The organism is Paenibacillus sp. J5, assembly GCF_054955055.1.
On record NZ_JBUEDD010000002.1, the window covers coordinates 542,617 to 568,809 of the forward strand.

The following is a 26,193-nucleotide window of genomic DNA, read 5'->3' on the forward strand; positions in this document are numbered from 1 at the left end:
CTCTCTGCCGGATGAGTCTGGACAAGCAATTCTGCCTCGTCCTTCCTGTCTACTTTCTACTTCTACTTCTACTCCGCCTTAACCCTGTCGAGATCGAGACGATCCTTTGCGTTTGCTCATGACCCTGCCCAGCTTATTTGGGTTCACCTGCAGATAGACACCCTCAATCCGTGTACCGGTTGCATCAGCCTGCACGCAGAGGACGCCCATCAGCCTGCCCTCCTGCAGCAGTGCAATGTGCAGCTCCCCATTGAGGGAGATGGGTCTCCACTCCAACTGGCGCAGGGTGGTCAGCGTGCGAGGAGATGTCAACAGTGCAAGAACGCCCTTGCGAACCTTCATCGTTCTCATGACGGTGCGCACCTCGCCGCCACCGTCCGCAGTGAACACCGGTTCTTGAGCCAATAGCTCCATCATGGCAGGCACATCATAATTCATAAATGCGGTGGTAAACTGCGTCAGCAGTTGTTCCTTGGCAGCGAAATCAGGGTGTGCATCGTTCAAAGCAGACATGCTCCTCGACAAGCTCCGCTTCGCCCGGCTAAATAGCTGGCGGCAATTGCTCTCGGTTTTCCCTATCCACGCCGCAATGTCGCGATACTCATGTCCGAAGGCCTCTCTGAGCACGAAGACCGCGCGCTCCACAGGCGAGAGCCGCTCCAGCATGACGAGATAGGCATAGGATACCATTTCCTTGTGCTCCATCTCCTCCTCGGGCGAGTGGCTCCCCTCTGCCATGGGCTCCGGGAGCCACTCGCCCACATAGCTTTCCCGCTGATTGCGCGCAGAGTGGAGCACATTGAGACTGCGATGAACAACCAGCTTCGCAATATAACCCTTCGGGTTGACAATCTCCGGCGTTGCCGAGCATTCATCACCTGGCGTGATGCTCTGCAGGGCCACAAAACAATCCTGCACAATATCCTCCGCCTCCACCACGCTTCCCATCATGCGATAGGCAATCGAAAAAGCATAGGCTTTGTATTGCCTGTATAGTTGACCAACGTCCAGAGAAGAACCTCGAGCTGGATCGGCAGATGAATCGCTTGTCATTATATCGTCCTCCTCTGGAGCGTCGCCCGCTCTTAATCCAAGCAGCCAGGGAACATGCCCGTTGTAATGGCAATCCGGTTCCAGTTGTTGATCGTATTGATGACCATCACCAGATCGATCACACCAATCTCGCCGAACTGCTCGCGCACCCGCTCAAACACATCATCCGATACGCCATTCTCAGAGATCAAGGTGACGGCCTCGGCCAATTCCAACGCAGCTCTCTGCTCTTGTGTGAACAGAGGCGCCTCCCTCCACACACTGAGCAGCACGATATGGTTCCAATAGTCACCCATCTTCATCAAATCTTTGGCGTGCATATCTACACAAAACGCACAGCCATTGATCTGCGAGACGCGGATTTTGATCAGCTCCACGAGTACTTTATCCTCGATTCTCCCCGAGGTATGCTGCTCCAGCGTCATCATCGCTTGCAGCGTTGCCGGACTTGCCTTGCGATAGTTCATTCTCATGTTCATTAGATTCGCCTCCAGTAAGTAATAGGTCTCATACTGAAGACAAAACAACGTCGTGATTTGTGACAACAACCATCACTTTTCTGCTCCCGTCTGTTGCATCCGCATGCAATGATGAGCTAGCAACAGACGTTGAATCTCCATTACCAACGCATGATCCGCTTCATCTGCAACCTCATAAAAGATCGCAACCTCGGTGTTATAAGCATAATTGAACCTGACATACCCACCGATGGCGGACTTAAACAAGATGCAGGTATGCTCATTTTCCAGCATCGCATCCCATGACAGCTCCTGCTTGAGCTTCTGTGCCAACTGCTGCATCGAGAGGCCATGCTCCGCCCCTTTAAATAGATAAAATACGTGCTGGCGCTCTTCCTTCCATGGTTCATAATACAATAGCTCAGGAGGAGATTCACTGCTGTACCACTCGCGGTAGATGAGATCAAGCGTCGCGCCAAATGCCGAGGACAGGCAGGGAAATAGACGAATATGTTCATCATGCCGCGGCAGCCATAACAGTCCTTCCACCTCAGGATGTACGGCAAGAATGTCCCCATCCACCGAACTGCCGATGCTGATGCATTCCGCAATCTGCTGCTCACTGATGGGGGCGTCAGCATTATGCACCCAGAAATCATATTCAGCAAACGGCTTTAGCACCTCAGCGTCGGGTAGCTGCACATTCATCCAGCCCGCATAGGTGCCTTCGCCATACGCCTTCAACCATTCGCGATAAGCATGAGGCAGCCTGACGGCATGCTGCTGCTCATAGAGCGTCAGCTCCTGATCAGGCACCGGCTTCAGTCTGTGAGTGACGATATACATATTGTATCTAATCCTCCTTAAACTGGTATATCCGGGTTAAGGCTGCCGTTCCTGATGCTCCTGTACGAGCCGCATCTTCAGATCCCATGTGGCATCGCTCAGATGGACGCGATACACCTCAGGGTTCAGCTTGCGCATATATTCCGGCCAGAACAGGTGCTTCTGCTGCTCATGGTAATGGCGGATCTGCTCCAGCGACGGCAGCTCGCATACAAGCTTACCCCCGTCAAATATCGGCTGCAGCAGCGGAATCGCCTCATATTCGTCGATATACTTGTGTCGATAGACATGCAGTGGATCTGTCAGCTTGAGCCGTCTGCCCGGAGCAGGCTGTTCCTCCTCGCGAAGCGCGATATAATCCGCCTCCGCCTTGCCTGTCGCCTTGCTCACCAGCCGGTACACCTCCTTGACGCCAGGGTTGGAGATTTTCTCGGGATTGCCCGATATTTTGATCACTGGCTCCCATGCCCCGTCCTTCTCCCGCGCCACCAGCTTGTAGACCCCGCCTAGTGCCGGCTGATCTGCCGCCGTAATAAGCTGCGTGCCTACCCCCCATGTATCGATGCGCGCTCCTTCCGCCTTCAGATTCAGCATAATGTTCTCATCCAGATCGTTGGAGGCCACAATCTTCACCTCGGGAAAGCCCGCCTCATCCAGCATCCTCCGCGCCTGCTTCGACAGATAGGCAAGGTCGCCGCTATCCAGCCGAATCGCCTGCATCTGCTTCGAGCGCTCCCGCAGCATCTTCGCAATCCGTATAGCTGCCGGCACTCCACTACGAAGCGTATCATAGGTATCCACCAGCAGCGTCACCTGATCGGGCAACGCCTCGGCATAGCGCCGAAACGCCTCCTCCTCACTGTCATGGCTCTGTACCCAGGCATGAGCATGCGTGCCCTTCGCAGGAATGCCGAACATCATACCGGCTCGCATATTCGAGGTGGCATGGAAGCCCGCGATATAGGCTGCACGCGCTCCCCATACGGCCGCCTCCGTCTCCTGTGCCCGTCTCGTTCCGAATTCCAGCAGGATGTCCTGCGGCGCTACCTGCTTGATCCGCGATGCCTTGGTCGCTATCAGCGTCTGATAGTTCAGCATATTGAGCATGGCTGTCTCGATCAAGTGCGCTTCGAACAGCCGTGCCTCGATTCGCAGGAGCGGCTCGCCAGGAAAGACGAGCGTGCCCTCCGCTACCGCATCCATTCGTCCCGTGAAGCGAAAGCTGCGCAGCTCCTCCAGAAAGGCCTCAGGATAGCCCTCCTCCTGAGTACGCAGGTAGTTCAGCTCTTCCTCGCCAAAATGCAGATTTTGAATGTAGTGCACAATCCGCTCCAATCCGGCGAAGACTGCGTAGCCATTGCCGAAGGGCAGCTTGCGGAAATACACCTCAAAGACGGCCTTATCATTATGGGTGCCATGTACCCAATGGGCGTACATCATGTTCAGTTGATATTTATCAGTATGCAGTGTCAGATTGCTATTAAGCATGTTCTGTTCCTCCAAGTCTCTCATCGCAGTATACCCGCGGCGCGATTATGACCGCCAGCCGTTGAACAGGCCGGCTGCTGCCCGCTTCCATCGCGCCAACACATCCCAACGTTTACTGTGTCACTGGGGCATGCCCCTTCATTCAGGCTGGCGCTTGCCCTCCACCCGCGCGCCCAATGTGTGTTCGAAATGCTCCAGCGCCCACTCATGTCCTGCAGGGTTGAAGCTCGCGGTGGCATCTGCATGCACGGTAATGTCAAAGCCCTGATTGTACGCATCCACCGCCGTATGCAGCACACAAATATCGGTGCACACACCGACAAGATGCAGCTCCGTGATGCCTCGCGCACGCAGTTGCAGCGCTAGCTCCGTCCCGCAGAAGGCGCTATATCTGGTTTTGTCCATCCAGACCATGCTCTCCTTATGCGACTGATAGACGGTATTCAGCTTGCCATATAGCTCCCGTCCCTGCGTGCCACGAATATTATGCGGTGGAAACAAGCGATGCTCCGGGTGGTAGCGATCTCCCTCATCATGCAGATCCACAGCCATCACCACATAATCTCCCGCCTGTGCAAATTGCTCGGCCAGTGCAGCAATCCGCTCCTCGATCTCGATTGCCGGCTCCCCGCACGGCAGCTTGCCTGTCACAAAATCCACGGTATAGTCAATCACAATCAATGCTTTCATCGCTTGCATCCTCCTTGTCGTTGGCGCGAGTGACATTGAGCTCCCTACAAGACGGCGCCTAATGGCTCGCATTCTCCAAAATAGAATTGACATAATAGTATTAAACCGACAATATGAAATGATAAAAGGAGAAGCCTAGCTGTATAACGATAGCTGAGGCTCATGCCCGGTAAAGCGGTATAGCTGCGCAGCACGCTGCGAATAGCGGTTGGACATTTTGCGATTGCCGGAAGCATCCACGACCTCCTCAATGATGCCCTTGCGGCTCTGTGTCGACGTGATTTTACGCAGGAAATTGCGATCCTCGAATGCGGGCACGACCGTCTGGATGACTTGATACAGCTCGCTGATCGTGAACTCCTCCGGCAAGAACTCCTTGGCGATTGTGGTGGTCAGCATCTTGCGGCGAATATGGGCAAGCGCATCTTCAAGCACCTGCCGATGGTCAAACGCCAGCTCCATCCCGAGCGCCTCACTGACCGGAAACAGCCGGACATCCGCCGCATCATCCGCCGCCCGCCTGCTGTGCAACTCCCTCTCCTTCACGAGCGCCACGAACGCATGCGAGATGATCCAGCCCCGGGGATCACGCCCCGGCTCGCTGTATACGTTGCAATACTCCATGTGGACATCGCGCACGCCGGTCTCCTCCTCCAGCTCCCTGCGGGCACACTCTGGCAACGACTCCTGCTCGCCGCAGAATCCTCCCGGCAGCGCCCATTGCCCGGCAAAGGGCCAGCTCTTGCGCTCAATAAGCATCACCTGCAGCTCCCGCAGCGGCAATGACTTCTTGCTCCCGCTGCGCTCCCTGGAGACGATCGTGAAGATGACGATGTCAGCCGGTGCGCCATCAGGGGTACGGTACTTGCGTGCATTGTAATTGGTCTCATTCTCGGTTATATCTGTCACCTTCTCACCTGCTTGCCTGATTCAACTGATATTCCATCGAGTCATTACATATTATCGATTCGATATTATCATTATGACTATATTAATTATTTTTGTCAAGACCTCGGTTTCACTTTCTCGATGACAATCAAGCAGGTGCTATCCGGCAGCGATACCGGCTCTCCCTGTTCGTCCATGATCTGCACCTTGGCTGCCAGCGCCTCGGTGTACCCCTCCTGCAAATAATGTCGCAGCTCCATGATACGCTTTTCCTCGCCGAACAGACCGTCGATGCATTCCCGATATTCAGATGGCGTGAAATAGCCGAACTGCTCTTGCACCTCATGCACATACGACTCCTCGCCCCATGTATACGTGTAGAGAAATTCCATCGCATCATTAACTGGCATGAGCACCTCATCTTCCGCCAGCCGCTCGAACGTTATTTCGCGCCCCTCGAAATCCTCCGCATAGCGCTCCAGCCAGTCCATCCCCTCGCTATCCAAGAACCGGATGCGTCTTAGCTGTGACACTGGCTCGGTCATGATGCCATCGCGAATAATAAGCCGGCCGCCCGGCTCCAGCACCTCGAATGCGCTGACGAGCGCCGCTGAGATGGTATCGCGATTGAAGCGACGTCCCTCATAAGGAATGTAGGAATACAGCTCATGAATGATGGAGGAAAAGATAACTGTGCCGACACTGCCCGGCTCGATATATTCCTTGAGGCGCATAGCATCGCCCTGCAGCACAGTCCAGCGATGTCCTTCAAGCTGCCGCTTCCTGTCTAGCGCTTCGATTACATTGTGCGAGATGTCGATGCCGATCGGCTCCACATCAGGCAGCTCACGCTCCATCAGATCAAGCAGCACGCCTCCGCCCGGCCCGATGTCAAGCACCTTGCGTCCAATAATATAGTCAAGCAGCACCCGCTTGTAATCTACGGTGCCATTCATCGTCGCCAGGTACGTCTCCTCATTATGGAAGCGGTCATAGGCATCTCGCCGCAGCCCGAACAGATCAAATAACAGCAGCACCGCCTTCTCATAAAGCGGCGACTTCTCTGCCTCAATGCAAAATTCAATCAGCTTCTCAGCAGCCGCAGAGAAGGCCAGATTGAAGAAGACCGTGTCCGGCAGCGCGTCCTTCCGCTCAAGCTGCGCCTGCAGATGGACGCCGCCATGCGACACATCACCTTGGGACAGTTGCTCCCATGTCAGTTGCTTCAGGTAATGCTCCATCATCCGCTGCTTGTACACATTAATCTTCTTCACACCTTTGTAATCATAATACATCGTGTTCATGAGCGGCTCGAAGCTGATATGGCGCACCTCTCCACTGCCCGGCCCGTGCAGGGCCAGAGCCATCACCTTGAGAAACTGCTCCAGCGAGAAGCTCCCCAGTGCCGACTCCACATACCAGAAGGTTTTGTCCTCCATGCCGGACAATAGCCCGTGCAGATCGGTCTGCTTCGCCGCGGCTGCAAGCTGACCCTCATAATCCTCTCCCGCAGCAATCGGCACCGCCCGCAGCAAGCGAAGCCGCTCAGACCAGGACATCTTGCGCGCCTGCTGCTCATAAGCCAGCTCCTCAATCAGCCGCTTCGCATCCGCCTTAACCTCTCCCCATAGCTCCTCGGAGACGGCACCGATGACACAATAGTTCAGAGCCGTCAGCAAGTGATACAGCTCCTCGGGAGCAAGCAGGCGCTCCTTCACCAGCGCGGACAGCGGCAGATTGTCCTCGGCTGGCACCTCTCCGCGCAGCTGCTGGCCGATCAGGCCATGCGTCCGAATCAGTGTATGGATAACGCGAGTCCGCTCGCTTCCCGGCTGCCCGGCATGGCGCAGATAGATCTGGGCAGAGCCGATGTTATGTACAAAGCAATTAATGCCCTGCTCCTGCAGGCCGATACGCTCCTTCACAGAGCCGCCCTTGGCGGTCTCCGACCAGATCAGCACCTCCTCCAATATATCCTTCATCCAAAAGGACAATCTTAGCGGCTGCAGCAGCTCCAGACTCCGCTGCACATAGTCCAGCACCGGATTGGCATCCGCCAGCTCCTGCAATGAGCTGATCCGCTCGTAATTGACAATCCGCTCCTCCGCAGAGGCGAGATAATGAAGCCACAGTTGCTCTCGCGGCATATCCTGGTTGCCGCCGCGATAAGCGTAGATGGCCTGAAGTGATTTTAACGTCATAAGCATGTCCCTCCCGTTCCTCTATTGTCCTCTATCTTCCAGTAGATATTCAAGCCTGATCTTCGCCAGCTTGCCTGCCGAGCCATTCGCGACCCTCTACTCCAGGTCGGCCAAACGTTCCTCACATCGCAGGCAACACCGAAGACCGCTCCGGGAACACGAGCTCCGTAGAACGGTCTTACGCTTAATCTATGTACCAGCAGCCTCCGTGGTTCTTCGTGCTGGTTCGCCTGCACCTGCCGGCTTGTCCTTCAATCACGGCTGTCTGGCGCTATGGCAGCGCGCTCCACGTCGCGCGCGTATAGGCTAGCCGCAGACCGCAGCGCTCCATATTGCGAGCGCTCGCTGAAGCGTAAGCTGCCTGGGATACCGCAAGCGTGCAGCCGCTGGCGCGTGCCTGCTCCAGACGACGCAGAATCAGCGCCTGATGAAGACCGCGCCCCCGGTACTGCGGCAGCACAGCCGCAAAGGTCAGCGAGGCCACACCGTCCGCACAATGCATGACCGCTGCGCCTGCTGGCTCGCCATCCTCAGCCTCGGCTAGATAAAAGCTCCAGCCGGCTCTCCCCAGCAGCACCTCGTTATTGGCGGCAACCGCCTCCGCACCGGAGAGCGGCAGCCCCGTAGCAAGGCAATGGACGCGAGCGTATTGCTCCAGCCCATCTGCCGGGCTCAGCTCGGCCAGCCTCCATTCGCCGCTTGAAGTCTCGCGTCCTGTCTCGGCAGCGGGATCGCTCTGCCTGCTCTCCAGCACCAGCGGCATGAACCATGAGCTATGAAAGCCTGATTGATAGTAGCCTCGCTGCGCCAGCCGCTGCTGCAACGCCTGCCCTCCTCTCGACGGGATAATCTCCCACTGCGGAGCACGGTCGCCATACCAAGCGATTACCTCGTCAACCCGCTCTGCCTCCGCCTCGCTTAATCCCTTGACGGTGTTGAATTGCGGCCAAGGCATCTCACGGGCATACAGCGCCACCGCATTGCCGAACCCGGCAATCTCGACTCCCATCGGATTGCCAGGCCGCTCCTGCATCGCCCGCATCCGATCCACCATGTACCTCATCTCCGATTGCTCTACCCGCTCGGCAAGCTTCGCATCGATAACCTGCATCTTCATTCCCCCATTTTTCTGCACAGCCCTCGCCTGTAGTGCGACCTATCCACTTCACCGATCTCCACCGCTGCTTAAAATACCGATACATAACGTTGATCTGGATGTCTCCCTACATTATAGGATGAATTTCCTTTGTTTGTAATCCCATTTTGATATTGCTGTCTAATGGACATGACTCTGCCATGGTTGCATTGTGAGAATATATTGCTAAAATCCTCGAAATATGTTTCGATAGAAATTACGGCTTTTCTGTTTTCAACGATGCGCCTCGCAACAACGGCAAATGGCCGCCGCAAGCGCATCTCGCCAGCAGGGATCGCTGTCTATATTGAATTGCAAGGGAGACTGTCAATTGAACACTTTTTTTACGAGCGCACTGTTAGGACTATCCATCTCCATTCCTGTCGGGACGGTCACCATCCAGATGATGAAGCAGGGACTGCGCAATGGCTTTATGTATGGATGGATGGTTGGGCTAGGGGGCATGACCTTTGATCTGGGAATGATCATTCTGATCTATCTCGGCTTCTCAACCTACCTGAATATGCCTATCGTACAGCACATCATGTGGCTGGCAGGCTGTCTGTTTCTGCTCTACTTGAGCATCGATTCGTTCAAGGAAAGCCGCAAGACAAGAGTCATTGAGGGCGAAGCAGAGGGCAAGTCGCTGCGCAAATCCTATCTGTCCGGGCTGCTCGTTGCCGTATCGCCTTCTAATATCGTCTTCTGGATCGGCGTCTTCGGCACCGTACTCGCCGCTTCCTTCGATGCCTCCTCTACCTCGGCAACCTTCATCGCCTCGGCAGCAGGTATTCTGGCGGGCATACTATTGCATGATGTCGCCTTAATGGGCTTTGTGCACTATACCCGACGTTTTGTCAGCGAAACCTTTCTGCGCTGGTTCTCCATCGTCGCCGGCTGTCTGCTGCTTGGGTTCAGCCTCTATTTCGGCTATCAGTTCGCGACCTCGGTCTGGGGCTAGGCTCTTAAGCTGCGGTTGCCACTCTTGGAGGCTTGCGGTAGAATCATTCATAGCTAAACCCGAAAGGAGCAACATCAAGCATGCTGCGATTTGGAGTTATCGGCACGAACTGGATTACAGAATCGTTCCTCAAGGCGGCTCAGCACCTGGATGCCTTCAAGCTGACGGCCGTCTATTCGCGAACAATGGAGAAGGGGGCGGAATTTGCCGCCCGTTATGGAGCCGAGCATATCTATACGGATCTGCTTGAGCTGGCAAAGAGCGATAAGCTGGATGCTGTCTATATTGCCAGCCCCAATTCCATGCATGCGGAGCAGGCCATCACCCTGCTGCAGCATGGCAAGCATGTGCTGTGCGAGAAGCCGCTGGCTTCAAATGAACGGGAGGTACGCGCGATGATCGCGGCTGCCGAGGCGAGCGGTGCGATGCTGATGGAGGCGATGAAGCCGACATTGCTGCCGAATTTTCTGGCTGTGCAGCGCAACCTGCACAAGATCGGCCCGATCCGGCGCTATACCGCCAGCTTCTGCCAGTACTCGTCTCGCTATGATGCTTACAAGCAGGGCACGGTGCTCAATGCCTTTAAGCCCGAATTGTCGAACGGCTCGCTGATGGATCTGGGCGTCTACTGCCTGTATCCGATGATCGTGTTGCTGGGCGAGCCTGATCGCGTACAGGCTTCTGCCCATATGCTGGCATCCGGCGTGGATGGCGGCGGCAGCGTGATTGCCTCCTATCCGGGCATTGAAGCGGTCATTACACACTCCAAAATATCCGCCTCCTCCCTCCCCTCAGAAATTCAGGGCGAGCTCGGCAGCATCATCATCGACAAGATCAGCTCCATGGAGCGGGTGCGGATTGCATACAGGGATGGAACCATGGAGGAGCTGAGCGAGGTACAGCGTGAGGATTCGATGTTCTATGAAGCCGAGGAGTTCATCCGACTCATCGAGCGCGGCGAACGGCAATCGAGGAATAACAGCCATCAGCATTCGCTGCTGACGATGAAATGGATGGATGAGATTCGGCGCCAGATCGGGCTTGTCTATCCCGCAGATCAGCGCTAGGGTGTGTCTTACGCCCTGGGGAATGTCCAATATTAGAAACGGGAGGCAAGCACATGAACCAGCGTTTTCGCATTACCCGCTCCATGCAGCAAGAGGAGCTCACCATTTCCTTGGAGGAGTGCAAGGGCTACTTCTTGACCCAGCCCGACTTTGTCTACATGCCAACACTGACCGTCAAAGGCCCGGAGAGCACCATGTCTATTGACGGCGACTTCTTCATGTGGCAGCATGAAGGCGCACAAATTCCATTTCGCCACTATATGGGCGACCTGTACGTTGCCGTTGCCCATGAAGCGGTCGTGCCTAAAATGATCGAGATCGCAACCGTGCTGCACGCCGATGTGGTAGAGGGCTAAAGATTGCCGAGGCAGCGCCAGGTTGTGTATGTAAACTCCACATGGCATTCATATCGAACGAATTGCGAGAAAGGGACTTGCCCGGTGAAGCCGAGCAAGTCCCTTCTATATTGGATAAATGCAGCTACATCATGCCAGCATCGAACTGAACCAGACGCTTGGTCCAATATTCGACCTGATAGGTACGGTGGAGCGATGGCGGCTTCGCCTTGCCGGCTGTGCGCCCTGCTTCCTTCGTCTCGTTCAGCGATGACGCCTGAGGCTTGCCCTCCACTGCCGTCTTGAGCCGTCTCTTGGCGTGATACAGCACCATCTTCACCGTGGACACGGTGCAGTTGTTCGCCTGTGCAATCTCGCGGTATGTGTAGCGGTAAACCTCATACAAGATCAGCATTCGAATCTCCCGGTCGGACAAATAATCGCTCATCCATTCCATCGTGGTTCGAATCGAAATATAATCGGCGGACTGAACGACAAAGGTCATGCTTTCAATCGGCACCGTGCTGGCCCGACTTTTATTTTTGCGATGCTGATCAATCCAGATGTTGCGGGCTACAGTAAACATCCAGTTTTTGGAGCCAATTACCTTGCCGGTCTTTCGATAATGTCCCAGCATCCTCAACATCGTCTCCTGCACCAGATCCTCTGCATCCCATGACGATGACGCAAGATAAGAGCAATAGCCGTGCAACTCTTTCATATATGGGGTTACTGCCGTTTGGAATGTATCCATATGCCGCCCCTCCTTATCACTGGCTATAGAACCAGATTCAGCTCTCAATCTCAATCTGTGCCTGATCGGCAAGCTGATGCTGTCCGCTGACGACGAGTTGATCCGATACAGCCAGGCCAGAGAGTACCTCCTGATACGATCCTTTCATTCGACCCAGCTCGATTTTGCGCTTCTCTGCCACCGATCCTTTGGCGACAAAGACGAAGGTCTCATCGCCCTCGCGAACGACGCTCAGAGATGGAATCGCCACAACATTCTCCTCATCCTCTGTCGTCAACTGGACATGCACTCTGCTGCCCGGCTTGATCACACCGCCTGGGTTATCCGCCTCCAGCTCCATAGCGAACAGTCGTGTGCTAGGGTTGGCGAACAGGTCCACAGAATTGATACGAGCCTTGAGCTTGCCGGAGGCGCCATCCGCACTGTAGAAGACCAATTCCTTTTTGCCGCGCACAAGCTCAGCCGCTTTCTCGGTCAGCTTGACCTCGATCACGATCCGCTCTGTCTTCTGCACAACACCAATGACTGAACCCGCCTGCAGATAGCTTCCTTCACGCACCGTCAGATTCGTCAGCACGCCATCCGACGGCGCCTTAATCACATAGTCCCCGAGCGATAGCTGAACGTCCTTCAGTCCCGCCTCCGCAGAGGCAACAGAAGCCTCCAACTGCGCCACATTGTTGGAAGAATCCATCACGGACAACTGCCGCTGAAGCAGCTCTACTGCATCCTTGGCCTTCTCCGCCGCGGTATCGTCCTGAGTCATGCGTATCTCCTTGTACGCATTTTCCGCATCCTTAATATCCTTGAGCAGCTTCTCACGCTGCAATTGCACAGACTTGCTGCTGGCTGCCAGCGCTTCGCGGGCAATTCGCACCTGGGTTTGCGCATTTTCCAGTTGGGCATCTGCCCGTTCCGAGCTGATACGAGCGATGACGTCATTCTTTTTGACGGTATCGCCATTTTGCTTGACCCGCTCGACGACCTCGCCGCCGGTCTTGGCGATCATATCGAATTTGATCGCCGCCGTCACTTCACCAATCTGCTCGCGCGGCTCCCCCATACTGTGTCTGCCGACTTGCTCGATTTTCACCTTGGGCAGCCCTTTCGACTCCGCAGTCCCGTTCTCCGGCTCCGCTCCTTGTGTATTCGTGCAGCCAGCAGCCATGATGGAGGCTCCCAGCAGCAGCAGAGCCGCCTTCATGCGATAGCGGGATAGAATTCCTTTTCGGTTCATGTTGGATGGTTCCCCTTTCTCAAATTATAGCCTGTGCCTTGCTATTCCGCTTGCTTGTCTGTGATCTGAATGTCCACTACATGCCGGTCTCTGTCTTTGGTTGACTGCCACCCTTGGCGCGATCACGGCGTCCGGCGCGCGACAGCTTCGCCTTCCATACCTCCAGCGTCTCATAGACCACCGGCACAACAACAAGCGTCAGCAGCGTAGACGAGGTTAACCCGCCAATAACGACGATCGCGAGCCCTTTGGAGACGAGCGATACGTTCGCACCGGAATGGAACATCCCGATCGCGAGCGGCAGCATCGCTGCAATCGTCGCTCCTGCTGTCATGATGATCGGCCGCAGCCTGACCATACCGGCTTCGACGATGGCGCTGCGCACGGTCATGCCTTCCGCCAGCAATTGCTGGGCGCGGTCAAGCAGTACGATCGCGTTCGTAATAACGATACCGATCAGCATCATGAAGCCGATCAAGGTCGTCACATTCAGCGATTCACCGGTCACTAGCAAGCCGATCAACCCGCCGATAACTGCCATCGGCAAGGAGAATAGAATAGCAAATGGCGTGCTTGCATTGCCGAAGGCCAGAACCATAATGAGATACACGATACCAATCGCCACAATCATAGCGACGAACATTTCCGTAAAGCTCTTGGCAATATCGTCGGTCACCCCGCTTACCTGAGTCGATACGCCCTCTGGAAGCTGCAGCTTGTCGAGCTCCTCACTGACCATGATGCTGACTACTGCTTTGTTCTCTGATTTAATGGAAGCCTCAATCTTGACGAGCTGCTTCAGGCGCTCCCGGTGAAGCGATACTGGAGCCGGAGCCTCCTTGAGCGTAGCAACCTCATTCAGGTAGACCGTCTGTCCAGTCGGCGCCTGCAGAGGAATCTTGCCAAGCTGCTCCAGCGAGTTTTTATGATGCTCAGCGAGTTGGAGCGTCGTCTTATACAGCACATTGTCAAACCGGAGATCCCCAAGCTCCTCCTTCCAGATCCATGCGCGCACCGCGCTTTGAATCTGTGCGGAAGTAAGGCCGAATTGCTGTGCCATCGCATGATTCACCGCAATGTTAACCTCTGTCTTGGCGTCGCTGATCGTCGTCTTGACATTCGCAATTTCAGGGAAATCCTTCAGCTTCTCCAGCACTAGCTGTGCACCTTGCTCCAGCATCGTCTGGTCATCTCCTTGCAGAGCATAAGAGAAATCCGGCCCTGAGAAGCCGTCGCCACCTGTGAGGGCTGCATCCTCCGTCTTGGAGCCCTTCGGCAGCAGAGCCGAAATGCGCTCGTTGAATTCCTTACGCACCTTCACCGGGTCGGCGTTCTCGTTAACCTCAGCCAATATCTGCGCATAATAAGGCGCCTGTGTCTCCGAGCCGTCATAGCCTACCTGAGACTCATAGAAGGTAAAGAGCGAAGCGCCCTGCTCATCCTTCGCCTCCTGCAGCATCGCCTCAATCTGCTGCACTTGCAGATCGGTACTCTCCAGCGAGGTTTCATACGGCAGCTTAACGGTGAAGGATACCTGCTTGGAGCCTTCCGACTCTGGCATAAACGTGAGCGGAATGAACGGCAATGTACCTATAACACTGACAATCAGGAACCCGATCGCCAGCAGCATCGTCTTCACTCGATGCGTCAAGCTCCACAGCAGCACCTTCTTATAGAAGGTAGTGACCTTCCCGTCGGAATGCTCTGTATGACCGGAGCCAGCCTTGGTGCTGCGAAGCACCATCATCTTGGTCAGCATCGGAATGACAGTAAGCGCTACGAGCAAGGAAGCCATCAGCGCACAGGATACCGTAATCGCAAACGGGCGGAACAATTGCCCTATCTGGCCGGATACGAGACCGATTGGCAGAAACACCGCAGCGGTAACAAGCGTTGAGGACGTAATGGCCATCGCCACCTGCCGGGTCGCCATCAGGATGACCGATTCATTGCGCTCCTGTGCCTTCTCCAGATTGGTATAGACGTTCTCGATAACGACGATACTGTCATCCACAATCCGACCGACCGCGATGAACATACCGCCTAGCGTCATAATGTTCAGGGTAATATTCATCCCGTGCATCAGGATCAAGGTCAACAGAATCGAGAGCGGGATGGAGACGAGCACGATCAGCGTCATGCGCACATTGCGCAAAAAGACGAGAATCATGACCGACGCCAGAATCATCCCAATCAGACCCTCGCGCAGCAGGCCGCTGATCGAGCTTTTCACATCGTCTGCCGCATCATAGATCTTCTTGAAGGAGATGCCCGGATAGTCCTGTTCCCACTGGGCAATCATTTTGTTTGCCGCACTTGAGAAATCGACAGCATTCGCATCGCTGGTCTTATACAGGTTAATGCCGATCGCAGCATTCCCGTCCATGCGGGCAATGAACTTCGATTCCGTGACGGCCTTGATCTCCGCCACCTCGCCGAGCAGCATCGTCTGGCCGGCACTGTTCATAATCTCCATATTTTTGAAGTCATACAGACTCTTGATCTCGCCTGTCAGGCGAGCCATCTGCGACTTGCCATCGAACTTGACCGTTCCGAGCGCTCCTTCAGTCAGCCCGGCCCGGATCGACTGGGAAACCTGATTCGGATCAAGGCCGTAGGCGTTAAGTACATCCACATCAAGACGAATGTCAAGCGTGGTCTCGCGCTGGCCGATCGAATCCAGATGGTCGAAGCCGCTAATCGATTCAAATCCCGGCTTGATCGTATCTTTATACAGCTTATTCAGCTCCAACTGGCTCATCGTATCTCCAGCATCTAGCGCCAGATAATAAGCCGGGAACGAGGAGAAGCCGAAGGTCATCGCCCTGGGCTTGGCCGCCCCTTCTGGAAGCACAAGGTCGGAGAGCAGACTTTCAATCTCCCGCTTCTTCTCTTCGGGGTCCTCGCTATCTTTGAGCTTGACTGTAATATTGGATACATTGTCACTGGATACGGATGAGATCAGATCGACGCCCCGCAGATTGGCGATCTTCTCTTCAATGGGCTTCGTAATGTCGGTCATGACATCCTGCGGCGCTGCGCCGTAAGAGGTGACGATGACCACATATGGAATGGAGATGTTCGGCATCGTCTCCATCTTGAGCGATGATGCCGAGAACATCCCGACCCCGAGCAGCAGCGCCATCATAATCATCATGGCTGCTACTCTCTTCATGGAAAAACGGATTAATCCATTCAACCGGTTTACCCTCCTCTAGTCTATTTTTGCCAAGTATAATCAAGCAATATGAACGGAGTGTGAACCGGCATGGACTTTTACTCATTTTTTTATACAAATGTACGAAAATGTGACGTCTTGCCAAGACATCACCCTGGATCGTTCAAATAATTTGGAATAATAACGGTGAAGGTCGCCCCTCGACCCTCCTTGCTTTTGACGAATATGCGGCCTTTGTGAAGCAGTATGATCTTGCGCACGATGGCCAGCCCCAGTCCATTGCCAGTCTTAATCTTGCTGCGCGCACGATCGGATTTGAAGAAACGCTCGAAGATCAGGTTTAAATCCTCCTCGGGGATGCCGATCCCTGTATCCTGGATATGGATCTCGACCTGGTCGATGCCTTTGTTTCCCGTAATGACAATCGAGCCTCGTGGCGGAGTGAATTTGATGCTGTTGGCGATCAGATTGGTCCACACCTGGCTGAGCTGATCGCGATCTGCTTGCAGCCGGATGCTCGGAAGCTGGATGTCGATGTCGATTTCCTTCTCACTCCATTGCGGCTCCAGGAGCAGCACGCTTTCACGAATCTGTTCATCCAGATCATACGTCGAAAGTTGAAGGGGCATGCTGCGATTGTCCAGAGAAGCGAGCCTGAGCAAGTTGTCGCATAGCCGTGACAAGCGTTCGCTCTCCGACTGGATAATGGACAGGTAGCGCTGCTGGTCCTGTTCGGATACCCGCTGCTGCTGCAGTGCCTTGGAAAAACCGGAGATGGAGGTAAGCGGGGATTGGATCTCATGCGAGACGTTGGACACAAACGCCTGACGCATATTTTCCAGTTGCTTGATCTCATGGGTCATATAATGAAAGCTTAGCGCCAGCTCGCCCAGCTCGTCCTTGCGCCCATCGAGCTTGAGCGAGATGTCAAAGTCCCCTTTGGCGATCGCCTCCGCCGCCTTCTTCATCGCCCGCAGCGGCTTGATCAGATGTCTTGCGCCAATGCCCATGAGCAAGGTTCCGATAACGAGCGCCAGCAGTTGCATGCTAAGCAGCACATACTCGTAATATTCGATCTGACCGCGAGGGCGGTACTGTAAAATAAGCGCATGGGGCTCGCCCTCCATATCAAATGGCAAGCCCACAACAAACTCCTTGGAGCTGCGATAGACATCCCCTTGGTAGATGGAAGCGAGTACCTCCTGGGCAATCATCTTCTCCCCCTTCCAGGGGCTCGAGTAAAATATTCTGCTGCTATGATCGTAGATTTGAAGGTGGAAGGTCTCCAGATCGCTCAGGCTGGTCAAGATGGCATTCACATTGCCCACACCCTGCTGCTTATATAAACGAATGATTTCTTCCCCATACTGAATCAACTGGGTATTTTCGGTTCGAATAATATGCTTGGTATAAAGGACGGAGGTGACGATCGAAGCGAGCAGCAGTGCCAGCGCCGTCACCGCCAAGTAGGTGAGAATGACTTTGACATAGAGTGTTTTGATCATGACTTCATCTCCAGCTTGTAGCCAAGGCCGCGCTTGGTCGTAATGACGAACGGGACTTCCTGCTCAGGGAATCTCTCTCTCAGACGTTTGATATGTACATCAACGGTTCGGTCATTGCCATCAAAATCCGCGCCCCATAGCTGATCAATTAATTGATTGCGCGTAAAGATCTGTCCGGGCGAGCCGGCCAGCTTGAAGAGAAGGTCGAATTCCTTGAGCGGAATGGTCAGCCTGCGCTCTCCCCACATCACCTCATAGCTCTGCTTATCCAGCACGATATCGCCGAGCTGCACCTTCAACGACGACTGGATGCGATAGCGCTTCAGCAGCGCCTTAACGCGTACAACCAGCTCGAGCGGGTCGAAGGGCTTCACCATATAATCATCGGTTCCAAGCCGAAACCCCCGCACCTTCTGGCTCGTCTCTCCGCGAGCGGTAACCATCAGCAACGGCAGCTCCGGGTAATCGCTGCGCAACTGCTCGCACAACTGCCAGCCATCCATATGCGGCATCATAATATCAAGAATCACCATATCAGGCGCCTCCCGCGAGACCAGCTCCAGCGCCTCTATACCATCATTGGCCTCCATGATGCGAAAGGCTTCCCCCTCCAGATAGATTCGGATCAGTTCCCGTATATCTGGATCATCATCCACGACCATAATTTTTGCCATCTTGTCATCTTCCCCCTCATCCTTATTCTCATCCCATTCATTGTGCTTGCATTCATAGCGCCTGTCATTAAGACTGCCCGTGTTCTGATTGCTCAAACATTGCGCGCAGTCGTTGCGGCACTGCGGTGCTGTGACGGGTGACCGTGTCTATTGTAACCAGGGTAATCAGCGCATCCGCACAGACGTCCCCACTTTGGCTCATAATCTGTTGGGAGAGTACGAAGCTCTTCGTCCCGATCCGCTCTGGCGATGTCCGCACAACAAGACGTTCTCCCTGTACACATTCCTTGCGATAATTGATATTGATATTGGCGGTCACGGTTAAGACGCCCAGCTCCTTCAGCACCTCGTAGTGCAAGCCGGACGACTCGTACCACTCCTCGCGCCCCCATTCCAGATACTCCAAATATTTCGCATTATTCACATGCCCGTTCACATCAATTTCTGTCGAACGTACTACAATCTCCAGCTCCACAGCCGCCATCCTCGTTCCTTCCTTTCCCGTCGCGATTAGCCGCCTGCAGCGGCATGTTCTGGAATTCCCTAGTATTTTAACGCACTTGCAGGAGGCTGGCAACCGACCAGGGACGGGGAACAGCCGTCTGTACGAGCAACCGAAGAGGATGCCCTTGGCAGTATATTTGGGACGCCCCCGGCCAGAAAGTGAAGCAGGGCCACAAGCACCGTCTCCATGTGAATCTTCCCTTATGGGAAACGTTCAATCTCCTTCTTCACAATTTGCATGAGTAATTGCTTAGAAGATGCAGGCGAGTATTCGCGTCCGCGAAGCTGCAAGAAACCGACGGGTATTAGGGATGCACCCCAAATCACATCGATGGTTCGTATCCCCGGGGGTAACGGCGTGGAGTCTAGCACGACACCAATCATTGACGTTTGTTGAATAAAATAAGGAATGGAAGAGATCTGGGTTATTGTATGAAGCTGAGGCGATATCTCATCCCTTGATAAGTGCTTGGCTAGCTGCAAATGGTACAGGCACTGTCGACCACCGGCAATAAGCGTAAAGGGAAGGATCTCCCTGAATGGAACGTCGCTGACTCCGCATAAAGGGTGAAGATCATCTGCAATAAAGACAATCTTCTCTTGATACAGCGGTTCAAAATGGAAATTGGATGGGTCAGAGGGCTCGCCACATAAGGCAAAGTCGAGTTCGTCACGGAGGATCGCATGGGCTAATGATTCAGTATGGCCCATATCAATCTGATACGTCATCTTGGGCTTGCTCTGTTGAAAGGAACGCATAGCGCCCGGAAGTATCGTTTGCATGAGCGGTTCAATGGCTCCTATTCGCAATCTTCCGATCTCGTCTTGCTGCAGTCCTTTGGCTAGCTCAGCCACTTCACTCCAATGCCGAATGAGCTTATCCACCTCTGCCGAGAAAATCCGTCCGGCGCTTGTTAATTCCGCCTCCCATCCCCTCTTGAAAAGTTGTACGCCGAGCTCCTTCTCCAACCGTTGAATCTGATTCGTAATGGTCGATTGCGCATAGTTTAGTTTCTCGGCTGCCCGTGAAAAGGTGCCTTCCTGAACAATCGCTTGAAACGCATTTAGTTCTCTTAAGTCCATTGGCTACCACCCTTTATCGATATAATCGATGAAGATTATTATTATATTTCATTATATAAATAAAGAGAGAGCATATACAATGTTCTTAAATCGCATTAGAAAGGATGTTCGAACATGCCATTTATAAGAGTAAGCTACCTCAAGCTGAAATACGATGCCGATCAACTGAAAAGAATCAGCCACACGATTATGAATGCACTAATTCAACACTTCAATGTGCCCCAGGACGATCTATTCCAAGCTTTCCATGCACATGATTCACAAGAATTCATTTACAGTAACAACTATCTGGGCATTGAACGAAGCGACGGCTTGCTGTTCATTCAGATCACGCTTAAATCAGGAAGAACTACGAATCAAAAGACGCGATTCTATGAGACGTTAGCACAACAATTGTCGATGACGATCCCGATGAGAAAGGAAGACGTGTTCATTGTGCTTGTCGGCAATGAGCTGGAGGATTGGTCGTTCGGTAATGGAAGGGCTCAAATGCTGCACCGATAGGTTAAAGGAGGAGGAGACATCCTATGGCACATCAGAAGATCCAGTCCAGTGCCCGAGAATCGTTCGGTGAATTTGCTCCTGCATTCGTCAGCTACTCGGAAGACGTAGTATTCGGAGATATGTGGAGAAGAGAGGGGTTATCGCTAAGAGATCGCAGTCTAATCACGATTGCAGTCCTAGTCGCGGGAGGGATGACAGAGCAGCTCACCTATCACTTGCATTTAGCTGCTCAGAATGGACTGACTCAAGCAGAGATCGTTGAAGAAATGACTCATTTGGCCTTCTATGCGGGCTGGCCTCGTGCCGCCTCCGCCCTTCAAGTGGCAAAGCAAGCGCTAGATCAGATACCTTGATGAAGATACCCAACCTACCAGGTCTGTCCGCACCGTCCGCACTGTCCTTACTGTCGTACCGGCAAAATTTTAAAGAGGGTGTCCCAACAGTCATCGTTGACTGAGGGGCACCCTCCTGCTCGCATTGCCGCGATCGGATACGCAAACGCCGCAATCCGCCCGCCATGTAATCCTGCTATTCCTGCACAATACGCCCAACCGCTTGCTTCCACCCCGCGTACAGCTCAGCTCGAGCGATCTCTTCCATCTGCGGCTCATAGCGCATATAAGCAGTGGGAAGCTTCGCTAGTGCCTCGCTGCCAGGCCAGAATCCGGTGCCGAGCCCTCCCATATAGACAGCGCCCATCGCTGACAGCTCGGCAACCTTCGACTTCACCACCGTCTGACGCAGCAGATCGGCCTGGAACTGCATCAGCAATGGATTGTCCGACGCCCCGCCATCGGTGCGCAGCTCCCGCAGGGCGATGCCGGATTCCTGGAGCATGAGCTCCGCTGCATCGCATACCTGGTAGGCGATGCTCTCTATCGCTGCACGCACGATATGGGCCTTGCCTGTGCCGCGCGACATGCCGATGATGGCCGCTCGCGCGTAAGGGTTCCAATAAGGTGCGCCCATCCCGACGAATGCGGGCACCAGATAGACGCCCTCATTGTTCGGAGCCTGATGAAGCAGCTCGTTCAGCTCTTCGAACGTATCGAACAGCCCCAGATTGTCGCGCACCCATTTGATGCTGTCGCCAGAGGTGCGAATGACCGCCTCCAGTGCATAGGTCACGCGACCGTTCATCCCCCAGGCAATAGCGCTGACCAAGCCGTTGCCGGAGGCCACGGGCTGCTCCCCCACATTCATCAGCACGGAGGTGCCGGTGCCGTAGGTCGCCTTCGCCATGCCCGGCTGCAAGCAGAGATGCCCGAACAACGCCGCTTGCGAGTCGCCGATGATGCCGCTGATCGGCACCTTTGCCGCGAACAGCTCCTCATCCGCAGTATAGCCGAACAGCTCATCGGAATAGCGAACCTCCGGCAGCAGCTGTTGAGGCACGCCGAACAAGGCGCACATCTCCTCATCCCATTGGAGGGTGTGAATGTTGAACAGGGAGGTGCGGCTTGCATTGGTATAATCGGTCGCATGCACTGCGCCCCCGGTCAGCCTCCATAGCAGATAGCTGTCAACTGTACCAGCCAGCAGCACCCCTTGGTCGAGCTTCTCCCGCACTTCCTCCGATTCCTCCAGCATCCAGCCCCACTTAGCAGCAGAGAAATACGGGTCCAGCATCAGGCCAGTCTTGGCCTGTACAGCAGCTTCATGCCCCGCTGCCTTGTAGGCGGCGCAGCGGTCTGCAGTACGCTGGCACTGCCAGACAATCGCCCGGTGCACAGGCAAGCCGGTCGTCCGATCCCATAGCACTGCTGTCTCGCGCTGATTCGTCAGCGTGAGTGCCGCGAGCTGCTCCGGCCGAATACCGGCAGCAGCCAACGCCTGCTGTGCCGTCCGCTTCACATTATCATAGATTTCGAGCATGTCATGCTCCACCCAGCCCGGCTTTGGATAGTACTGCTTATGCTCCGCCGCGCTTTTGCCGACTATGGCTCCAGAACGATCGACAACCAGCGCCTTGGTTCCCGATGTACTCTGATCCACTACGAGAATATAGCTTGCCATCATCTGTCCCCCGCTCTAACGCTTCAGCAGCTCTAGCGCAACCTGCTTGACATGCTCTGCGCTGAGGCCATAGTGGCGGAACACCTCCGCTGTCTTGCCGGCAATCGCCGGCTCATCGGGAATACCCAGGATGCGCACGGGCACCGGATGATGCTGTACGACCGTCTCGGCTACCGCCGCGCCCAGTCCGCCATGGATACTATGCTCCTCCAGCGTGATGATGTGACCCGTCTGGCGAGCAGCAAGAAGGATTGCCTCCACATCGAGCGGCTTGATCGTATGGAAGTTCAGTACACGCACCGATACGCCTGCTTCCCGCAGCGCCGCCTCGGCGTCCAGCGCTATGCGCACAGTCTCGCCGGTTGCGATGATCGTCAGATCAGAGCCTGCGCGCATCTGAACCGCCTTGCCGATCTGGAAGTCATAATCCGCCGACTCATATACATCCTCGACCGGATTGCGGCCGATACGGATATACGCCCCTCCTTCATAGCCAACCAGCGCCTCAGTCATTTTGCGCGTCTCATGGCGGTCCGCCGGCAACAGCACCGCCAGGCCGGGAATCGCACGGGCTACCGCAATATCCTGTACGGAATGATGCGACATTCCAAGCGCGCCGTAGCTGACACCTCCACTGATGCCAACCAGCTTCACGTTCGTCCCGGAGTAGGCGACATCCACCTTGATTTGTTCGATGCTGCGCATGCTCAAGAAGCAAGCCGGGGAGGTGACAAATGGCTTCTTGCCGCTGTGAGCCAGTCCTGCCGCCATCCCGACGATGTTCTGCTCGGCAATGCCGACCTCGACGAACTGCTCGGGAAATGCCTTCGCGAACGGGCCCATGGCAGCAGAGCCGCGGGAATCGCTTGCCAGCACCATAATATCCTTGTCAGTCCCGGATAGCTCCATCAGCGTCTCGCAGATCACCTGACGATTCGGAATCGTATTCATCTACTTCACCTCTCCTTCCTGCTGCAGCAGCTCTCTGGCCGCCGCCAGCTCCGCAAGCGCAAGCTCCAGCTCCTCATTGCTTGGCACATGATGATGCCAGTGCGGGACATTCTCCGCGAAGGAGACGCCCTTGCCCTTGACGGTGTTCGCCATAATGAGCGTCGGCTTGCCCTGCGCCTGAGGAGCGCTCTCCAGCGCGGCTACGACCGCAGCCATATCATTCCCGTCAATCGAGACGACATGCCAGCCAAAAGCAGCCCATTTCTCCTCCAGCGGCTCCAGCCCCATCACTTCCTCGGTCGTGCCGCTGATCTGCAGCCGATTGCGGTCAATGATGCCGACCAGATTATCCAGCTTGTAGTGCGCGCCCGCCATGGCGCCTTCCCACACACTTCCCTCTGCCTGCTCGCCATCGCCCATCAGGCAAAATACCCGATAATCCCGGCCATCGCGCTTGGCAGCCAGCGCCATGCCGACCGCAATCGGCAAGCCGTGTCCTAGCGCTCCTGTATTCATCTCAATGCCCGGCACCTTGTTGTTCGGATGTCCAATCAGACGTGTGCCGAACTGACTGAACGTCTTCAGCTCCTCCTTGTCGAAGAAGCCAAGGTCAGCCAGAATGCACCAGAGCGATTCCACAGCATGCCCCTTGCTGGCAATGAAGCGATCACGCTGCTCCCACTTCGGCTGCCGCGGATCGATCCGCATAATCCGATAATAGAGCGCCGTCAACACATCGGTATTGCTAAGTGAGCCGCCAGTATGGCCAGCCTTGGCATGATGAATCATCTGCAACAGATCCATACGGATCTGAATCGCCTTATCTTGAAGCTGTACGTTATTCATATAATCCTCCTTATGCCGCTTGAAGTTATCGGTTACAAGCTGCCGCCTCGAAGCCACGATTGAATCTGCTGCTCAGTAGGATCTACCGGGTCTGCGGTCAAGCCAGGAATATAATTGCATGCCTCATACAGAGCCGGGATCGCGTTGGCATGAATGCCAATCGCATGGTGGACGTATGGACCCTTCACGAGCCTCTCCTCCCACAGCGGCCAGTCATTCACCTCGACCCATACATACGAGCCGCGGGTATAGGGGCCTTCGATCCCCTTCGCCCGACCCAGGAACAACTGGTACTCGCCGTTGTCGCCATCGAAGCGAGTGATGGTCATATCGCCGCCACGAATCTGTCCTTCATGTGTTCCCGGCGCATGATCATCGAACAGGAAATGCTTGCGCAGTTTCGGCTTGTCCTCGACCGACAGTGATACCGGGAAGTTGCCGCAATGGAACAACAGCTCGCCATTGGGATTCTCGGGATGACGGATCGTCAGATCAGCAAAGAATGTTGGTGCTGTATTCATCGTCGCCGCTTGTGCCATAATCGAAGAGATTGCACCGTGAATGTCAGTCTCGCAGGTGACCGGAATCTGCTCATCCGTCAAGATCGCATTCGCCAGACACGGCATGATGCCCATCGCGTCCTGCAGGGAAGACCAGCACTGGATTGCAATCGCCGAGCTGCCCGTCTGCAGCGCGAACTGCTTCATCGCTACCTTGAGGGCAGCGATCCGTCTCACGTCACCCTCCGTCACTTCAGAGTAATCCAGCTTCTCCTTAATGTAATCGATAGCCGCGCTTAGCTCGGCGCTCGTGCCGCTCTCGATCTTCTTCGTCCGCAACTGGATGTCCACGAGGGTGATCGGATGAATCTCGATTCCGAACCTCTCCAGCAGCTCGCCTTCACTGCAGATCATCGTCCAGAAGGACGAAGGACGCGGTCCAATCTGCAGAATGCGCAGCTTGCTGAAGTGACGCACGACGTTGGCTGCGGCGACGAAGTTGGTGAAGCCGCGCTCGAATACCGGATCATCTACCCGGCTGTTCGTTACGTAAGTGAAGGGAACCTTGAAGCGGCGCAGCACCTTGCCTGTTGCGAACAGCCCGCACTGGGTATCGCGCAGCCGCATGCCATCCTCAAGCGGCGCCTCGTCACGCGGTCCCCACAGCAGCACCGGCTTGCCCAGCGCCTTGCCCACCCGCGCTACGGTATCCTCCGTACCAAAATTGCAATGCGGGAAAAATACGGCGTCTACATCCTCGCGCTTGAAGCGCTCAATAATGAGATCTGCGTTAATGTGGTCGTCGTAGAGCAACCCCTCCTCGTTAATTCCTTCCAGGTCAACAATGTCGATGTCCATACCGAAGCTTTCAATCTTCTGACGAATCATCACCTTGTACTTGAATGCATCCTCTGCGCTGAATACGAAACGCCGTGTTGGCGCGTACCCTAATTTCAACTTTTTCATCCATGTAGCCCCCCTTGGCATGATTGCGTTAAACTAAACTAAATGAACTAAACTAAAATAAATATTTAACTAAATTAACGGTTTGTTAATTTCATATTACCACCTTTTTTCGGATAAGGTCAATGGATTATTTCTGTTTTCAGATAAAAAATAACTAAACTAATTGATTAAAACTAAATTTAACCGATTTCATTTTATATAAAATGATAACAATTCTCATTTGTTTAGTTTTTCAGGAATTTGTTCAGTAACATTTGCGAGGAGGAGTTCTTATGTCGCATCACCGGAGAATGATTCATGTGGGATCAGGGGCTCTTAAGATCATGAAAAAAAGGCTCCATCCCCCAAAACTC

Annotated in this window: 24 protein-coding genes; 5 read left to right on the top strand and 19 right to left on the bottom strand. The window is 54.6% G+C overall.

From position 1 onward, the window contains the following. Positions 1-78: 78 nt before the first annotated feature. The 8 genes from ACY1JZ_RS04930 to ACY1JZ_RS04965 form a co-directional block, all read right to left on the bottom strand. Positions 79-1,053, bottom strand: coding sequence for a sigma-70 family RNA polymerase sigma factor (locus ACY1JZ_RS04930; protein WP_462628308.1), 975 nt, complete (start codon positions 1,051-1,053; stop codon positions 79-81). 32 nt (positions 1,054-1,085) lie between these two features. Further along, positions 1,086-1,532, bottom strand: a complete 447-nt coding sequence (locus ACY1JZ_RS04935; protein ID WP_462628309.1) for a carboxymuconolactone decarboxylase family protein — start codon at positions 1,530-1,532, stop codon at positions 1,086-1,088. Positions 1,533-1,604: 72 nt separating this feature from the next. Further along, on the bottom strand, positions 1,605-2,357 hold the full coding sequence (locus ACY1JZ_RS04940) for an SMI1/KNR4 family protein (protein WP_462628310.1): 753 nt from the start codon (positions 2,355-2,357) through the stop codon (positions 1,605-1,607). Positions 2,358-2,393: 36 nt separating this feature from the next. Continuing rightward, the gene (locus ACY1JZ_RS04945) at positions 2,394-3,845 is read right to left on the bottom strand and encodes a nicotinate phosphoribosyltransferase (RefSeq protein WP_462628311.1); all 1,452 of its coding nucleotides are present in this window, start codon (positions 3,843-3,845) and stop codon (positions 2,394-2,396) included. A 138-nt stretch (positions 3,846-3,983) separates the two neighbouring features. Next, positions 3,984-4,535, bottom strand: a complete 552-nt coding sequence (locus ACY1JZ_RS04950; protein WP_270170681.1) for a cysteine hydrolase family protein — start codon at positions 4,533-4,535, stop codon at positions 3,984-3,986. A gap of 135 nt (positions 4,536-4,670) precedes the next feature. Then, the gene (locus tag ACY1JZ_RS04955; RefSeq protein ID WP_442954906.1) at positions 4,671-5,435 is read right to left on the bottom strand and encodes an NUDIX hydrolase; all 765 of its coding nucleotides are present in this window, start codon (positions 5,433-5,435) and stop codon (positions 4,671-4,673) included. 104 nt (positions 5,436-5,539) lie between these two features. Beyond that, entirely contained in the window at positions 5,540-7,624 is a 2,085-nt protein-coding gene (locus tag ACY1JZ_RS04960) for a class I SAM-dependent methyltransferase (RefSeq protein ID WP_462628312.1), read from the bottom strand. Positions 7,625-7,895: 271 nt separating this feature from the next. Next, entirely contained in the window at positions 7,896-8,735 is an 840-nt protein-coding gene (locus ACY1JZ_RS04965) for a GNAT family N-acetyltransferase (RefSeq protein ID WP_462628313.1), read from the bottom strand. A 355-nt stretch (positions 8,736-9,090) separates the two neighbouring features. On the opposite strand from ACY1JZ_RS04965, the gene ACY1JZ_RS04970 reads away from it, so the two are divergent. The 3 genes from ACY1JZ_RS04970 to ACY1JZ_RS04980 all read left to right on the top strand — a co-directional run bounded on the left by ACY1JZ_RS04970 (position 9,091) and on the right by ACY1JZ_RS04980 (position 11,143). After that, complete coding sequence (locus ACY1JZ_RS04970) at positions 9,091-9,720, top strand: LysE family translocator (protein WP_270170674.1); 630 nt, start codon at positions 9,091-9,093, stop codon at positions 9,718-9,720. Positions 9,721-9,800: 80 nt separating this feature from the next. Beyond that, positions 9,801-10,787 (top strand): Gfo/Idh/MocA family protein, encoded by a 987-nt coding sequence (locus ACY1JZ_RS04975; protein WP_462628314.1) that lies wholly within the window; start codon positions 9,801-9,803, stop codon positions 10,785-10,787. A gap of 53 nt (positions 10,788-10,840) precedes the next feature. Beyond that, positions 10,841-11,143, top strand: a complete 303-nt coding sequence (locus ACY1JZ_RS04980; RefSeq protein ID WP_270170671.1) for a hypothetical protein — start codon at positions 10,841-10,843, stop codon at positions 11,141-11,143. A gap of 124 nt (positions 11,144-11,267) precedes the next feature. Here the strand turns inward: ACY1JZ_RS04980 and ACY1JZ_RS04985 are convergent, their stop codons facing one another. From ACY1JZ_RS04985 to ACY1JZ_RS05015, 7 genes are all read right to left on the bottom strand, one after another. Continuing rightward, the gene (locus ACY1JZ_RS04985) at positions 11,268-11,876 is read right to left on the bottom strand and encodes an RNA polymerase sigma factor (protein WP_270170669.1); all 609 of its coding nucleotides are present in this window, start codon (positions 11,874-11,876) and stop codon (positions 11,268-11,270) included. Positions 11,877-11,913: 37 nt separating this feature from the next. Next, positions 11,914-13,113: an efflux RND transporter periplasmic adaptor subunit gene (locus tag ACY1JZ_RS04990; RefSeq protein ID WP_270170668.1), complete on the bottom strand. Its 1,200-nt coding sequence runs from the start codon at positions 13,111-13,113 to the stop codon at positions 11,914-11,916. 76 nt (positions 13,114-13,189) lie between these two features. Next, positions 13,190-16,312, bottom strand: coding sequence for an efflux RND transporter permease subunit (locus tag ACY1JZ_RS04995; protein ID WP_462628315.1), 3,123 nt, complete (start codon positions 16,310-16,312; stop codon positions 13,190-13,192). A 128-nt stretch (positions 16,313-16,440) separates the two neighbouring features. Further along, positions 16,441-17,796, bottom strand: coding sequence for a sensor histidine kinase (locus ACY1JZ_RS05000; RefSeq protein ID WP_462628316.1), 1,356 nt, complete (start codon positions 17,794-17,796; stop codon positions 16,441-16,443). After that, positions 17,793-18,470: a response regulator transcription factor gene (locus tag ACY1JZ_RS05005; RefSeq protein WP_270170664.1), complete on the bottom strand. Its 678-nt coding sequence runs from the start codon at positions 18,468-18,470 to the stop codon at positions 17,793-17,795. Before ACY1JZ_RS05005 ends, ACY1JZ_RS05000 begins: the two co-directional genes overlap by 4 nt. Before the next feature lie 67 nt (positions 18,471-18,537). Next, positions 18,538-18,954, bottom strand: a complete 417-nt coding sequence (locus ACY1JZ_RS05010) for an acyl-CoA thioesterase (protein ID WP_270170663.1) — start codon at positions 18,952-18,954, stop codon at positions 18,538-18,540. Positions 18,955-19,175: 221 nt separating this feature from the next. Further along, on the bottom strand, positions 19,176-20,057 hold the full coding sequence (locus ACY1JZ_RS05015; RefSeq protein WP_462628317.1) for a LysR family transcriptional regulator: 882 nt from the start codon (positions 20,055-20,057) through the stop codon (positions 19,176-19,178). A gap of 114 nt (positions 20,058-20,171) precedes the next feature. On the opposite strand from ACY1JZ_RS05015, the gene ACY1JZ_RS05020 reads away from it, so the two are divergent. Together ACY1JZ_RS05020 and ACY1JZ_RS05025 are read left to right on the top strand one after the other, a co-directional pair. Then, entirely contained in the window at positions 20,172-20,561 is a 390-nt protein-coding gene (locus ACY1JZ_RS05020) for a tautomerase family protein (protein ID WP_462628318.1), read from the top strand. Between the two features lie 23 nt (positions 20,562-20,584). After that, positions 20,585-20,914 (top strand): carboxymuconolactone decarboxylase family protein, encoded by a 330-nt coding sequence (locus ACY1JZ_RS05025; protein WP_462628319.1) that lies wholly within the window; start codon positions 20,585-20,587, stop codon positions 20,912-20,914. Between the two features lie 175 nt (positions 20,915-21,089). Here the strand turns inward: ACY1JZ_RS05025 and glpK are convergent, their stop codons facing one another. The 4 genes from glpK to ACY1JZ_RS05045 are packed head-to-tail and all read right to left on the bottom strand — an operon-like array spanning position 21,090 to position 25,840. Beyond that, positions 21,090-22,580: a glycerol kinase GlpK gene (gene glpK, locus ACY1JZ_RS05030; protein ID WP_462628320.1), complete on the bottom strand. Its 1,491-nt coding sequence runs from the start codon at positions 22,578-22,580 to the stop codon at positions 21,090-21,092. Between the two features lie 12 nt (positions 22,581-22,592). Further along, positions 22,593-23,528 (bottom strand): transketolase family protein, encoded by a 936-nt coding sequence (locus ACY1JZ_RS05035; protein WP_270170654.1) that lies wholly within the window; start codon positions 23,526-23,528, stop codon positions 22,593-22,595. Continuing rightward, positions 23,529-24,374, bottom strand: coding sequence for a transketolase (locus ACY1JZ_RS05040; protein ID WP_462628321.1), 846 nt, complete (start codon positions 24,372-24,374; stop codon positions 23,529-23,531). 32 nt (positions 24,375-24,406) lie between these two features. Continuing rightward, positions 24,407-25,840: an L-fucose/L-arabinose isomerase family protein gene (locus tag ACY1JZ_RS05045; protein ID WP_462628322.1), complete on the bottom strand. Its 1,434-nt coding sequence runs from the start codon at positions 25,838-25,840 to the stop codon at positions 24,407-24,409. Between the last annotated feature and the right edge of the window lie 353 nt (positions 25,841-26,193).